The organism is Kitasatospora sp. NBC_00458 (assembly GCF_036013975.1).
Taxonomy (GTDB): domain Bacteria; phylum Actinomycetota; class Actinomycetes; order Streptomycetales; family Streptomycetaceae; genus Kitasatospora.
Window position 1 is genome coordinate 6208771 of the sequence record NZ_CP107904.1, and the last position, 12399, is coordinate 6221169.

The following is a 12399-nucleotide window of genomic DNA, read 5'->3' on the forward strand; positions in this document are numbered from 1 at the left end:
GGTGCCGGGATCCGCCCCGACCCTAGCCGGTGTTCCCCGGGGCACCCCCGTCCCTGCCCCCGCCCCGGCCCGTGCCCCGGCCCGTGCGGCCCTCACCGGGCCCTCATCGGGCGCTCACCGCTGCGTCGGCCAGTAGTGCTCGGCGTCGTTGAGCATGTAGGGCTTCAGCCACTTGTCGTAGCCCGCGCGCCAGGCGCCGCTGTTGTGGTACTCGGCGAGCACCTGGTTGACCCGGGCCGTCAGGTCGGTGCTGTTCTTCAGCATCGCGATGCCCATCACGGCCGGCCGGACCTCGCCGTCCACCACGCGGACGGTCTGGTCCTGGGCGGCCTGGCTGGCCGCCAGCCCGTCGTCGGTCATGGTGGCGTCGATCCTGCCGAGCTGCATCAGCACCAGGCAGTCCAGGTGGTTCTCCACCGAGACCAGCTTGCCGACCTTCGGCCGGGCCTTGAGCTCGTCCTCGGCGGAGGAACTGGACGCCGCGCAGACGGTCTTGCCGTCCACCGCCTCGTCGATGGTGCGCGCCGTCGAGGACTTGGGCACCAGGACCCGCTGGCTGCTGTTGAAGTAGGGCTTGGAGAAGGCGACCTGCTGGAGCCGGTCGCAGGTGATGGTCATGGTCCGGACGATCAGGTCGACCCGGCCCTCCTGGACGAACTTGATCCGCTCGGAGGTCGGCACGGCCTTGAGCGTCACCTTCTCCGGGTCGCCCATGATCGCGGTGCCGATCGCCCGCGCCAGGTCGATGTCGAAGCCCTCGATCTGACCGGTGTTCGGGTTGCGGGCGCCCCAGCGGAAGCTGTTCTGGTCCACCCCGATGACCAGGTTGCGCCTGGCCTTGATCGCCTTGACCGCCGCGCCGTCCTCGCCGCTCGGCGGCACGCTCTGGTAGACGTCGCAGTCGTTGCCGGCCTGCGCCTGCTGCGGTGCCGAGGCCTGCCGCAGCTCCGGCGTCGCGCCGGCCGTGGGGGCGCCCTGCGGGCCGCCCGCGCCGAGCACCACCGCGCCCGACGCCAGCAGCGCCAGCGCCACCGCAGTCCGGGTCGCCCGTACCGTTGCCCTGCCCATCGTTCCCGTCCCCCCTCTACCGGTACTCGGCCAGTCGGCGGCCGAGCCCGCGGACCGCCGAGGCGGCCGCCAGCAGGCCCAGCAGCGCGACCGCCACGGCGGCGGTGCGCAGGTCCTTGTCGACACCCAGTGCCGCGTCCCGGAACCCGCCCTCCTCCAGGACGGCGGCCCGCTGCAGCTGCTGGTCGACGGCGTTGAACGAGGCGTCGGCCGTCTTCGGCACGTCCGCCTCCTTGACCGTCACCGTGGTGTCCAGCGCGCCCTGGTAGTCGCCGTCGACGTTCTCCAGCTTGACCGCCACGTCGTGCCGCTCGCGCCACTGCTGGTAGCCGCGCAGCGCCTGGTCGACCGGCCCCCCGGCGTCCGGCGGCGCCAGCCGCTGCGCCTCCACCAGCGTGCCGACCGGCCCGCGGCCCGGCGTGCCGCCGTCGAACAGGTGCCCGGTGGTCTTCGACCAGAGCTCCGCGTACTTGGTGCTGGAGCCGCGCGCCACCAGGTGCAGGTTCTCCGCCAGCCGGGCGGTGAGCACGTCCACCCGGGCGGCGTTGAGCACCCGCAGCGGTGCGGCGCCCTCGCGCTCGGCACGCCGGAGCGTGGAGTCGGCGCCGGTCGCGGCCACGGTCAGCCAGAGCGCCGCGGACAGGACGGCGGCGGTCGCGGTCAGCATCCCGATGTTGAACACCCGGTTGGTCCGCCGGAACAGCGCCAGCTGCACCCAGACCAGCGCCGTCAGCGCCACCAGGCCCAGCAGGTAGCCGGCCCACGGGGTGGCCCGGGCGTCCGCGAGGTCGGCGGCCAGCGCGTCGTTCTCGGCCGCGGTGAGCTTCGCGGCGGCCGGCAGCAGCACGGTGCGCATCTGCTCGGAGGCGTACCGCAGGTAGGCGCCGCCGAGCGGGAAGCCCTGCCGGTTCTCGGCCCGCGCGCTCTCCACCAGACCGGCGTACACCGGCACCTGCTGGTTGAGGGCGGAGAGCCACTCCTGGGCGGGGGAGGAGGTGGTGGTCCGGGCGGCCGCCTCGGAGATCAGCTGGGAGGCCCGCCTGAGGTCCTCCTCGTAGCGTGCCCGGACGGCCCTCGGCTCGGCGCCCGCCAGCAGGAAGCCGGTCGCCGCGGTGGTGTCCGCGTCGGCCAGCGAGAGATGGATGTCGGCGGCGGCCTGGCTCAGCGGCTGGCTGTAGCTCACGACCCGGTTCGCCGCCTGCGCCCGGGAGTTCAGCTGGGCCGCGGTCAGCGCGCCGAAGGCGAGGGTCAGCACCGCCAGCAGCGCCCCGGCCAGCCGCAGCCGCCCCGGGGCCGTCCGGGTGGCCTGCGTCAGCCGGGCGAACGGCCCCGCCGCGGCGGCGGCGATGCCCGGTGCCCGGCCGCCGGCCCGCCTCGCCGGGACCGCCGATGAGCCGTCGGGCCGCCCCGGTGCGTGCGCGCCCGACTCCTTCGTACGTACCGGTGTCGCCACCAGCCTCACCCTCCCCTGTGGCCCGCACCCGTATTCGGGGCCCGGCCGTTGCCAGCAGTATGGCCGTCACTCCCCGCGGCCACACCCGAGTTGCGCCGATCTTGAGCTTCTCCGTACCGCTGCGCGCCGCCGGACCGGGGGTCTCCCGGGCCCCGCGCCCCCAGGGTGCGGGGCGGGCGGCGATCGGGTCGACGCGGGATGCACCCTATGCGGTTCCCCGGGCGGCCGGAGGGCTGGGGTCCGGTTGTGCCGGTCCGGTGGTGGTGGCGGGTGCTCCGTACGATGGGCGCCATGCGCCTTCTGGGAACGATCTCCGCCGACCGTCCGCTGCTCGTCGTCGCCGTCCGGGAGGAGGCCGCCCACCTCGGCGACAGCCTCCCCGTGCTGCTCACCGGCATCGGCAAGCTCAACGCGGCGGCCGCGCTGGCCACCGTCCTCGCCCGCGGGGAGCACCCCTCCGAGGTGGTCAACCTGGGCACCGCCGGCGCCCTGCGGCCCGGCTGGGAGGGCACCCACACCGTCACCCAGGTGCTCCAGCACGACATCGACACCCCGGCCCTGTTCGCGCTGACCGGCCGGACGTACGGCGCCCCGCTGGTCGTCGGCAAGGGCGACGGCCCGGTGCTGGCCACCGGCGACCTCTTCGTCTCCGACCCGGCGGCGCGCGACCGGCTGGCGGAGCACGCCGACCTGGTCGACATGGAGGGCTACGCCGTCGCCACCGTCGCCCACCGCGCCGGCGTCCCGGTCCGCCTGGTGAAGCACGTCAGCGACGAGGCGGGCGACGGCGCCGTCCACACCTGGCGCGAGTCCGTCGACACCTGCGCCCGCCACCTCGCCGACTGGCTGCACGGCCAGGGCTGGTGAGGAGTCCTCAGGCCGTCCCCCGGGCCGCGGTCGGTGGCTAGGGTGGCGGGCGTGACCGAGAACGCCACGACCCAGCCCGCCACGACCGAGAACACCGAGACCGGGGGCGCCGAGACCGGCGCCGCGGCCGGTGCCCCGGCAGCGGGGGGCACCGACCTGCGGCCGCCGGGGATCGACGCCGACGAGCACACCACGCTGCTCACCTTCCTGACCTACCTGCGCACCTGCGTGATCGCCAAGACGGAGGGCCTGTCGGACGAGGACGCCCGGCGGCCCGCGGTGGCGTCCGGGACCAGCCTGCTCTGGCTGGTGCGCCACCTCACCGCCGTCGAGCTGAACTGGTTCCTCCTGGCGTACCGGGGCGACGACGTCGAACCGTGGGACGACGACGCGCCCTCGCCCGGCGACGAGACGGTGGCGGACTCGGTGGCCGCGTACCGGGCGGCGATCGCCCGGGCCGACGAGGTGATCGGCGCGGCGGCGGCGGTCGGCCTGGACCGTCCCGGGGTGCGGTCGCTGAGGCCCAACGCCGAAGCGCCGTCGATGCGTTGGCTGCTGGTCCACATGATCGAGGAGACCGGGCGGCACGCCGGGCACGCCGACATCATCCGGGAGCTGCTGGACGGCGCGGTCGGCCGCTGACGGGGGCGGGTGGGCGGCCTGCTGACGGGCAGTGGAATACTCCCCCGCGCACCATCGGCGCCGCTCCGGCGGCGCCGTGCGCTTTCACACAGGGGGATTCACAAGTTCATGTCATCGTCAGGTAGGAATGCGGGCCGTCGTACGGCTCGCACCGCAGGGAGCGCCCTCGGGGCGTCCGTTCTCGCGCTGACCCTGCTCACCACCGCGGCCTGCGGCCCGGACAACAGCTCGGCCGACGCCGCCGTCACGGCGGGCGCGCAACCGAATCTCGGACTGCCCGCCAATCTCGAAGACCTGAGGAAGTGGAAGTTCGACGACTGGGAGAAGTGGGCGAAGGACTACGCCCTCCCGGCCGCCGCCAAGGGCTTCTGGAACCTGGAGAAGCTGCTCAAGGCCAAGCCGGTCGAGCCGATCGCGCCGCCGGCGCCGCCCGCCCAGCCCGCTCAGCCTTCGCAGCCTGCCCAGCCTTCGCAGCCCGCCCAGCCTTCGCAGCCGCCGGCCCAGCCGTCGGCGCCCGCCCAGCCGACGGCGCCGGGGGCGCCGTCCGTGCCGGGCACCAAGCCGCCCGTCGGCCAGCCCACCCAGCCGGGGCACCCGACCACCCCGGCGGCGCCCAAGCCGTCCAGCACCCAGCAGCCGGCCTCGCAGGCCCCGGCCCCGCCGGCCCAGCCGCCCGCCGGTCAGCCGACGCAGCCCGGCCACCCGACGCAGGCCCCGGCCCAGCCCGCCCAGCCGCCGGCCGCCCCGTCGCAGCCCGCGCAGCCCGTCCAGCCGTCGCAGCCCGCCCAGCCCGCCCAGCCCGCCCAGCCGTCACAGCCCGCGCAGCCGGTCCAGCCGGCCGACAACGGGAACGACCCGCTGCCCAAGACCGTCAACGCCCAGCCGCTCCCGCACCCGTACACCAAGCTCGGCGTGCACGGGAAGCTGTTCGCCGACGCCCCGGGCAGCGGCCCGGACGCCGCCGCCGGGCTCAACCACTACCAGTGCTCCGCCACCGTGGTCGCCGACCCGGCCCACCCCGGCAAGAGCAACCTGGTCTGGACGGCCGGCCACTGCGTCCACCAGGGCAAGGGCGGGGCGTTCTTCAGCAACATCTCCTTCATCCCGGCGTTCAACAGCAACGGGGCACTGAGCGGCGGAAAGCAGGCCGACGAGTCCCAGTACGCGCCGCTCGGCATCTGGAACGCCACCCAGGCGGTCACCTCCCCGCAGTGGAAGGCGGAGGGCGGCACGGGCGGCGACCCGGCGACCCACTACGACTTCGCGATCATCCGGGTGGCGCCCGCCGACGGCGCCAAGTCGCTGGAGGAGACGGTCGGCGGCGCGGTGCCGGTCTGGTTCAACGCCCCGCGCGAGCAGCTGAGCATCACCGAGTACGGCTACCCGGCGGCCCCGCCCTTCGACGGCATGGAGCTCAACCGCTGCGAGAGCGGCCGGCCGACCCGCCTGTCGTACGAGCCGAGCCGCCCGTCGATGCACGCGATCGGCTGCACCATGACCGGCGGCTCCAGCGGCGGCGGCTGGCTGGCGGTGAAGGACGGCAAGCCGGCCCTGGTCAGCAACGTCTCGGTCGGCCAGCACACCGGCGATCCGAAGTTCCAGGCCGGTCCGTACCTGGACGACGTCGCGGCCGGCGCGTACGACTTCATCTCCAAGAAGGGCTGAGCCCCGCACACGCCCGGGCCCCGCACGCCGCGGGGTCCGGGCACGGCAGCGGCCGCCCACCGCCCGGGAAACCGGCGCGGTGGGCGGCCGCGTCCGGCTACGCGTCGAACGCCGTGAGGTCCAGCGCGTCCAGCCGCTCCGGGTCGCTCAGGACGTCGATCGCCACGATCGACCCGCCGACCACGGTGAAGGCCATGACCGACATCGGCCGCCCGTTCGCGCCGATCACCACGACACCCGCCGCGCCGTTGACCAGCGCCGGGCGCGCGTACGGCGCGAGGCTGTGGAACATGACGGCCTGGCCGGCCACCGTCCGGGCGCCGTTGAGCACCACCGGCCGCCGGTCCCGCGGGCCGGCCGACCCGTCGGCGCGCAGCACCACGTCCGGGTCGAGGACGGCGAGCAGCGCCTCCAGGTCGCCCTCCCGGGTGGCGGCGAAGAAGGCGTCGACGGCCACCCGCTGCCGGGCCAGGTCACGGTCCGGGGCGGGCGCCTGCCCCTGGACCTTGCGGCGGGCCCGGCTGGCCAGCTGGCGGGTGGCGGCCGCGGTCTTCTCGATCAGCGGTGCGATCTCCTCGAAGGGCACCGCGAACATGTCGTGCAGCACGAACGCCACCCGCTCGGCGGGCGCCAGGGACTCCATCACGACCATCAGCGCCAGCCCGACCGAGTCGGCCAGCAGCACCTCCTGCTCCGGGTCGACGACGTCCGCGCGCCCGATCAGCGGGTCCGGTATCCGCGGCACCTCGGCGGCGCCCGACTCGGCCCGCGACTCGAAGGACTCCTCGCGGCGCTGGGCGCGCGAGCGGAGCTGGTTCAGGCAGAGCCGCCCGACCACCGTGGTCAGCCACCCGCCGAGGTTCTCGACGTCGGAGGTGTCGGTCCGGTCGTACCGGAGCCAGGCGTCCTGGACGGCGTCCTCGGCCTCGCCGACCGAGCCGAGCATCCGGTAGGCGACGGCCCGCAGGTGGGGCCGGTGCGCCTCGAACAGTTCGGCCGACAGAACTCTCTCTTCCACCCGTGTCACATTCCTTCGTCGCCGGGGTCATTGCTCCGGAGCACGAAACTAGCGGCTCGCGTGGGAAGACCGGCTCCCGGGCGGCCCGGGCCGCCCCTACCGGGCGGGCGGCAGGCTCACCCCGGCGGGCGCCGAACCCGGCACCCGCACCTGGGAGGCGTTCCTCGCGGAGCGGGTCACGGCCGGCCGACCGCCGCCGCGCCCGTCCTCGCCGCGGCCACCACCGACTCCGTGGTGACCACCTTGGCGAACCGCATCGCGTGCAGCACCGTGCCGGTGGCCCGGGCCAGTTCGGCGGCCGGGACGGTGACGCCGTCGGGGCCGGCCATGTCGAAGGCGTGCATCGCGTCGATCGGGAAGACGGCGTCGTAGCCGAGGTTCCCGGCCATCCGGGCGGTGGTCTCGTTGCAGACGTTGGTGATGATCCCGATGGTCACCACCTGCTTCGCGCCCCGCTCCTGGAGCCAGGCGTGCAGGTCCGGGGTGCCGTAGAAGGCGCTGTTCACCGTCTTGGTGATGTGCAGGTCCGGCCGGACCGCCGCCACGAAGTCCTTCAGCTCGTGGCCCGGGGTGCCCTCCGCGAGCGGTCCGGTCGTCGAGCTGTGCTGCACCGTCACGATGGGCCGTCCGGTCTCCTGCCACACGTCGATCAGCTCGCCGATCCGCTGCTCGGCGGCGGGGTTGTCGCGTCCGCCCCAGAACGCGGTGTCCTCGAAGCCCTTCTGGACGTCGATGACCACCAGGACGGCGTCGGGGTCGATGGTGAGCGGGGCGTCGAAGGCGCTGGTGTTCGTCATGCGTCCATCCTGCGGCGGGCACGCCCGGCGGGGTGATGGGCGGTGGAGCCACCCATCGATACGATCCCGCCAAACCGACAGAGGGGTGGAGTGCCGTGCTCACGGTGGGTTGTCCGGTCTTCGACGGCGTCCGGGCCTTCGACTACGCGGTGATCGGGGAGGTGTGGGACAACCGGCCGAGCCGGCCGGGGCTGCCCGACTTCGAGCTGCGGGTCTGCGGGCCGTCCGGTGCCCGGGTCCGACTCGGCGGCGGACTCGAACGGGTGCCGGACCACGGACTGGACGCGCTGTCCGGGTGCGACCTCGTCGTCGTCCCCGGCATGGAGCGGCCGTTCGAGCCGCGCGACCCGGCCGTGCCGGCCGCCGTGCGCGCCGCCCACGAGCGCGGCGTGACCGTCGCCTCGCTCTGCGCGGGCGCGTTCGTGCTCGCCGAGGCCGGGCTGCTGGACGGGCGCACGGCCACCACGCACTGGGCGCTGGCGGGCGAACTGGCCCGCCGCTTCCCGGCGGTGGACGTCCGGCCGGAGGTGCTGTTCACCGGTGAGGACGGGATCTGGACCTCGGCCGGGGTGGCGGCCGGCATCGACCTCTGCCTGCACCTGGTCCGCGCCGCCCACGGCGAACGGGCCGCCGCGAGCATCGCCCGCGCCATGGTCACCGCGCCGTTCCGCTCGGGCGGGCAGGCGCAGTTCATCCCGTCCCCGGTGCCGGAGGACGGCGGCGCGGACGGCGGGGACCCGCTGGCCCGGGCCCGCGCCGAGGTGCTGGCCACCCTCGACTCCCCGTGGACGGTCCGCCGGATGGCCGGGCTCGCCCTGATGTCGGAGCGCTCCTTCGCCCGCCGCTTCGTGGCCGCCACCGGGACGACGCCGCTGCGCTGGCTGCTGGAGCAACGGGTCCTGACGGCCCAACGCCTGCTGGAGGAGACCGACCTGCCGGTGGACGCCGTCGCCGTCCGCTGCGGCTTCGGCTCCGCCGTCTCGCTCCGCCCGGCCTTCACCGCCCGCGTCGGCGTCGCCCCGCGCGAGTACCGCCGCGCCTTCCGCGGGAGGGACGCGGGCTGACGGGACGCGGGCTGAAGCGCGGGGTCCGCCGCGGGGCGGGCCGCGGCCGTCAGGATCCGGCGTTCTCGATGCGGGGGGTGAGGCCGTCCAGGAGGTTGGCCAGGCCGAGTTCGAACAGGGCGTCCAGGTCGAGGTCGTAGCCGTTGGTGAGTTCGGCCATCAGCCGGGTGAAGACCGGGAAGCGGTGCGCGGTGGTGAGCGGGTCGAGGGCGGGGATCCGGCTGTTGGTCCACTGGTCGGCGGTGACGCCGGTGGCGGCCTCCGCCTGGGCCTCGCGTTCGAGGTTGACGGCGATGCCCTCGATGTAGCTGTACAGCAGCACGTGGATGTCCATCATGGCCGTGGTGTCGAGGCCGTGGCCGTCCAGTGAGGCGAGCGCCCACTCGGCGTGCGCCAGCAGGTTGGGCAGCATCAGCGGCCGGGTGACGGGGCTGAGCTGGGCGAGCCAGGGGTGGCGGCGGAACAGCTCCCAGAGGGTGCGGGCGCCGAGTTCCAGCCGGGGCCGCCAGCCGGCGGGCGGTTCGGCGGGGTAGGGGGCGGCCTCGCCGAAGGCCGCGTCGGCGGCGAGCAGGACGAGTTCGTCCTTGCTGGTGACGTACCGGTACGGGGACATCGCGGAGACTCCGAGCCGGGCCGCGACGGCGCGCATGGAGAGTGCGGGCAGGCCCTCCGCGTCGGCGAGTTCCAGGGCGGCCCGGACGATCCGCTCGCGGTTCAACTCGCCTTCGTGGGCCGTGGGTCGGGGCGGCCGGTGGGGGTCGGCGGGGGTCGGAGCGGCGGGGGCCGGCGCGGTGGTCCCGGCCACCACGGTGCCGATCCGGGGCCGGGCCTCGACGAGGCCTTCGGTGCGGAGCACGGTCAGCGCCTTGGTGGCGGTGGCGAGGGCGACGCCCCAGTCCTGGGCGATGCGCCGGGTCGAGGGCACCCGGTCGCCGGGGGCGAGCTCCCCGGTGCCGATGCGGCGGCGGAGTTCGGCGGCGATGCGCTGGAAGGGCGGGGCGGTCTCCGGTGCCATGGGTCGGGCTCCTCGGGAGAGGTTTTTCGCGGGCGCGGATGTCCTGTACTAGCTCAGACCCTAGCAGCGGCGATCGCGCGGCTGGGCCTGCTGTCCTAGGTCAGATCGTGTGGTGGGAGGCCTGGTGAGCGCTTGCGGCGCTCTGAATTTACGTCGTACATTCAGAGCGCTTACAGCGTACGACACCGATCAGGGAGTCTCCATGAAGACGGTCCTCGTCTCCGGCGGCGGCATCGCCGGCACCGCCCTCGCCTTCTGGCTGCACCGGCACGGCTTCGCCCCGACCGTGGTCGAGCTGGCCCCCGGCCCCCGCACCGGCGGCCAGGCGGTCGACGTCCGGGGCGTCGCCCTCGACGTCGTCGAGCGGATGGGCGTGGGCGAGCCGATGCGCGCGGTCCGGACCAGGATGCGCGGCATGTCCGTCCTCGACGCCGACGGCAACGAGGTGCACCGCTCCACCGAGGAGACCTACAGCAGCGGCCGCCTGGACAGCGCGGACGTCGAGCTGCTGCGCGAGGACCTGGTCGCGATCCTGGCCGAACGCGCCGCCGGTGCGGCCGAGTTCGTCCACGGCGACAGCATCACCGCACTCCGCGAGGACGAGCACGGCGTCCACGTCACCTTCGAGCACGGCGAGCCGCGCACCTTCGACCTGGTGGTCGGGGCGGACGGCCTGCACTCGCGGGTCCGCCGGCTGGCCTTCGGCCCGGAGGAGCGGTTCCTGCGCCCGCTCGGCACCCATGTCGCGATCTTCGGGGCCGACAACTTCCTCGGCCTGGAGGACTGGCAGGTCTGGCAGCGCGACGGCGAGGCCGGTTACGGCGTCTACCCGGTGCGCGACAACCGGGAGTTGCGGGTCACCTTCGGCTGGATGAGCGAGGAGCCCGCCGAGCGGGACGCCGAGGCGGTGCGGAAGCTGGTCGCCGAGCGGATGGCCGAGCTGCGCTGGGAGACGCCCCGGCTGCTGGAGGCGCTGCACCGCTCGACCGACTTCTACGCCGACGCGATGGCGCAGGTCCACTTGGACCGCTGGTCGGCCGGTCGGACGGTCCTGCTCGGGGACGCCGGCTACTGCGCCTCACCGCTGTCCGGCCAGGGGACCAGCCTCGCCCTGGTCGGCGCCTACCTGCTGGCCGACGAGCTCGGCCGCGCCCGGACGGCGGGCGAGGGCCACGCCGCCGCCTTCGACCGGTACGAGCGGCGGATGCGCCCGTTCGTCGGCCTCAACCAGGCGCTCGCGACCGAGAACCCGGGAGGTCCGGCCTCGGAGGAGTCGGTCGAGCGGGCGAAGAACGCGATCTCCCTGGATCAGGATTGACCCATGATTCCAGGTCGAAAATGCACCACTCATCAGGTCTATCAACGCAATAGAGTGATCATCACAAGGTCGCGGCAGGGAGCCGGGACCACCCGAGACGGGGGAGCCACACCATGACCACCAGCCCGCTGAAGCCGCTGCTGACCCGCGCCGCCACCGCCGAGACCACCAGCGACCCGAGCAGCGTCATGACGCTGCTCGCCGACTGCGGCACCGACGGCAGCCCGATCACCAGCTACCGCTCGTCCTTCGCCAAGGGCGCCGTCGGCGCCCCGGCCCACTTCCACACCCGGGCCTCCGAGCTGTTCTTCGTCATCGGCGGGGCGCTCCAGGTGCTGGTCGAGGAGAAGGTCGAGGTCCTCGGCGAGGGCGACTTCCTGCTCGTCCCCCCGCACACCCCGCACGCCTTCGCCGCCGCGCCCGGCTCCGAGGCCGACGTGCTCTTCGTGTTCACGCCCGGCATGCCCCGCTTCGACTACCTGCGGCTCCTCGGCCGGGTCGTGCGCGGCGAGGCCGACCCGCAGGAGATCAAGGACTCCTCCGAGCTGTACGACAACCACTACGTGGACAGCCCGGTGTGGCGCTCCGCCCTGGAGGCCGCGGCCGGCAAGTGACCGACCGGGCGCGCCCGTCGGAGCCGGGCGCGGTGATCGGTGCCGCGGAGCCGGGCGCGGCCGTCGGTGCCGCCGGGCCTCAGTCCCGGGCGCCGGCCGGTCCGCCGCGACCGGAGGCGCCCCGCGGCACGTCGGGGCGCCGTCGCGAACCCGCGGACGACGGCGCGCGCGGCGGCACGGGCCTGGCACGCCGCCGGTGCCGGACGCGCAGCTCGACCGGGACGACCGGGGAGAGCGCCGCGCGCAACTCGCGGTGCAGGGCGGCCGTGTCGGTGTCCGGCGGGAGCGACTTGGGCACCAGCCGGTGACCGGCCAGCAGGGCGGTCAGCGTGACCGTGACCGTGGTCGGCCGCGGGTCGCCGTCGTACGGCTCCTCGGTGGAGTGCTCGATCCGGATGCACTGCAGTACGGAGACGGGCAGGGGCCGGCCGGCCCGCGCTCCCCGGACCAGGGTGACCGTGGCGGGCCCGTCGGCGGGGGCGAACCGCAGGCGGTGCACCTCGTGGAACGCGCTGCGGGTGAGGAAGGCCCAGCCCGCGACGGCCGCCGCGCCGCCGATGACCGCGGCCACCGACCAGACCGGCCCCCACCCCGTACCGGTGAACAGCATCACGACCGCCACGGGGGAGGAGGCCAGCACCCCGAGCAGGAACAGCGCGGGTACGGCCATCACCGACCCGAGCGAGGTCGTGACCGCGTACCGGAGGGAGCCGCCGCGCTCCCAGAGGACCAGGTCGAGCACGCCCGGGTCCGAACGGTCCATCCGTACCGGTTGCATGACTCAACGTTAGGTCGGTCACACCGGTTGTGGAAGTGGGTGTCCGGCCCCGGGCCCGAGACGGACGCCCGGGCCCGGGCGTGACAAGTCGCCCGCCGGG

General features: G+C 74.7%; 12 protein-coding genes. 6 read left to right on the plus strand and 6 right to left on the minus strand.

From position 1 onward, the window contains the following. Window positions 1-114: 114 nt before the first annotated feature. Together OG550_RS25905 and OG550_RS25910 are read right to left on the minus strand one after the other, a co-directional pair. A complete protein-coding gene (locus OG550_RS25905) occupies window positions 115-1068 on the minus strand; it encodes a glutamate ABC transporter substrate-binding protein (protein WP_327681404.1) in 954 nt (317 codons plus the stop codon). Window positions 1069-1084: 16 nt separating this feature from the next. Further along, window positions 1085-2521, minus strand: coding sequence for a hypothetical protein (locus OG550_RS25910; RefSeq protein WP_327681406.1), 1437 nt, complete (start codon window positions 2519-2521; stop codon window positions 1085-1087). 291 nt (window positions 2522-2812) lie between these two features. Here OG550_RS25910 and OG550_RS25915 point away from each other — a divergent pair, with 291 nt between their 5' ends. From OG550_RS25915 to OG550_RS25925, 3 genes are all read left to right on the plus strand, one after another. After that, window positions 2813-3388 (plus strand): nucleosidase, encoded by a 576-nt coding sequence (locus OG550_RS25915; protein ID WP_327681408.1) that lies wholly within the window; start codon window positions 2813-2815, stop codon window positions 3386-3388. A 51-nt stretch (window positions 3389-3439) separates the two neighbouring features. Further along, complete coding sequence (locus OG550_RS25920; protein WP_327681410.1) at window positions 3440-4030, plus strand: DinB family protein; 591 nt, start codon at window positions 3440-3442, stop codon at window positions 4028-4030. Window positions 4031-4138: 108 nt separating this feature from the next. Next, entirely contained in the window at window positions 4139-5695 is a 1557-nt protein-coding gene (locus OG550_RS25925; protein WP_327681412.1) for a trypsin-like serine peptidase, read from the plus strand. A 97-nt stretch (window positions 5696-5792) separates the two neighbouring features. On the opposite strand, the gene OG550_RS25930 is transcribed toward OG550_RS25925, so the two are convergent. Both OG550_RS25930 and OG550_RS25935 read right to left on the minus strand, forming a co-directional pair. Continuing rightward, the gene (locus OG550_RS25930; protein WP_327681414.1) at window positions 5793-6713 is read right to left on the minus strand and encodes a sigma-70 family RNA polymerase sigma factor; all 921 of its coding nucleotides are present in this window, start codon (window positions 6711-6713) and stop codon (window positions 5793-5795) included. Between the two features lie 176 nt (window positions 6714-6889). After that, window positions 6890-7510 carry an isochorismatase family protein gene (locus OG550_RS25935; RefSeq protein WP_327681415.1) on the minus strand — a complete coding sequence of 207 codons (621 nt, stop codon included), beginning with the start codon at window positions 7508-7510 and terminating at the stop codon, window positions 6890-6892. A gap of 95 nt (window positions 7511-7605) precedes the next feature. On the opposite strand from OG550_RS25935, the gene OG550_RS25940 reads away from it, so the two are divergent. Continuing rightward, window positions 7606-8574 carry a GlxA family transcriptional regulator gene (locus OG550_RS25940; protein ID WP_327681417.1) on the plus strand — a complete coding sequence of 323 codons (969 nt, stop codon included), beginning with the start codon at window positions 7606-7608 and terminating at the stop codon, window positions 8572-8574. A 49-nt stretch (window positions 8575-8623) separates the two neighbouring features. Here the strand turns inward: OG550_RS25940 and OG550_RS25945 are convergent, their stop codons facing one another. Further along, window positions 8624-9589, minus strand: coding sequence for a TetR/AcrR family transcriptional regulator C-terminal domain-containing protein (locus OG550_RS25945; RefSeq protein WP_327681419.1), 966 nt, complete (start codon window positions 9587-9589; stop codon window positions 8624-8626). Window positions 9590-9791: 202 nt separating this feature from the next. On the opposite strand from OG550_RS25945, the gene OG550_RS25950 reads away from it, so the two are divergent. Further along, window positions 9792-10907, plus strand: coding sequence for an FAD-dependent monooxygenase (locus OG550_RS25950; RefSeq protein ID WP_327681421.1), 1116 nt, complete (start codon window positions 9792-9794; stop codon window positions 10905-10907). Window positions 10908-11020: 113 nt separating this feature from the next. Further along, window positions 11021-11521: a cupin domain-containing protein gene (locus OG550_RS25955; protein WP_327681423.1), complete on the plus strand. Its 501-nt coding sequence runs from the start codon at window positions 11021-11023 to the stop codon at window positions 11519-11521. Window positions 11522-11600: 79 nt separating this feature from the next. Here OG550_RS25955 and OG550_RS25960 read toward each other — a convergent pair whose 3' ends face one another. Beyond that, window positions 11601-12299 (minus strand): hypothetical protein, encoded by a 699-nt coding sequence (locus OG550_RS25960; RefSeq protein WP_327681425.1) that lies wholly within the window; start codon window positions 12297-12299, stop codon window positions 11601-11603. Window positions 12300-12399: the final 100 nt, after the last annotated feature.

Bases quoted from the DNA above. Each gene is read 5' to 3' on its own strand.
- OG550_RS25960 (WP_327681425.1), bottom strand. From the start codon at position 12,299: ATGCAACCGGTACGGATGGACCGTTCGGACCCGGGCGTGCTCGACCTG.
- OG550_RS25950 (WP_327681421.1), top strand. From the start codon at position 9,792: ATGAAGACGGTCCTCGTCTCCGGCGGCGGCATCGCCGGCACCGCCCTC.
- OG550_RS25955 (WP_327681423.1), top strand. From the start codon at position 11,021: ATGACCACCAGCCCGCTGAAGCCGCTGCTGACCCGCGCCGCCACCGCC.
- OG550_RS25945 (WP_327681419.1), bottom strand. From the start codon at position 9,589: ATGGCACCGGAGACCGCCCCGCCCTTCCAGCGCATCGCCGCCGAACTC.
- OG550_RS25915 (WP_327681408.1), top strand. From the start codon at position 2,813: ATGCGCCTTCTGGGAACGATCTCCGCCGACCGTCCGCTGCTCGTCGTC.
- OG550_RS25935 (WP_327681415.1), bottom strand. From the start codon at position 7,510: ATGACGAACACCAGCGCCTTCGACGCCCCGCTCACCATCGACCCCGAC.
- OG550_RS25925 (WP_327681412.1), top strand. From the start codon at position 4,139: ATGTCATCGTCAGGTAGGAATGCGGGCCGTCGTACGGCTCGCACCGCA.
- OG550_RS25905 (WP_327681404.1), bottom strand. From the start codon at position 1,068: ATGGGCAGGGCAACGGTACGGGCGACCCGGACTGCGGTGGCGCTGGCG.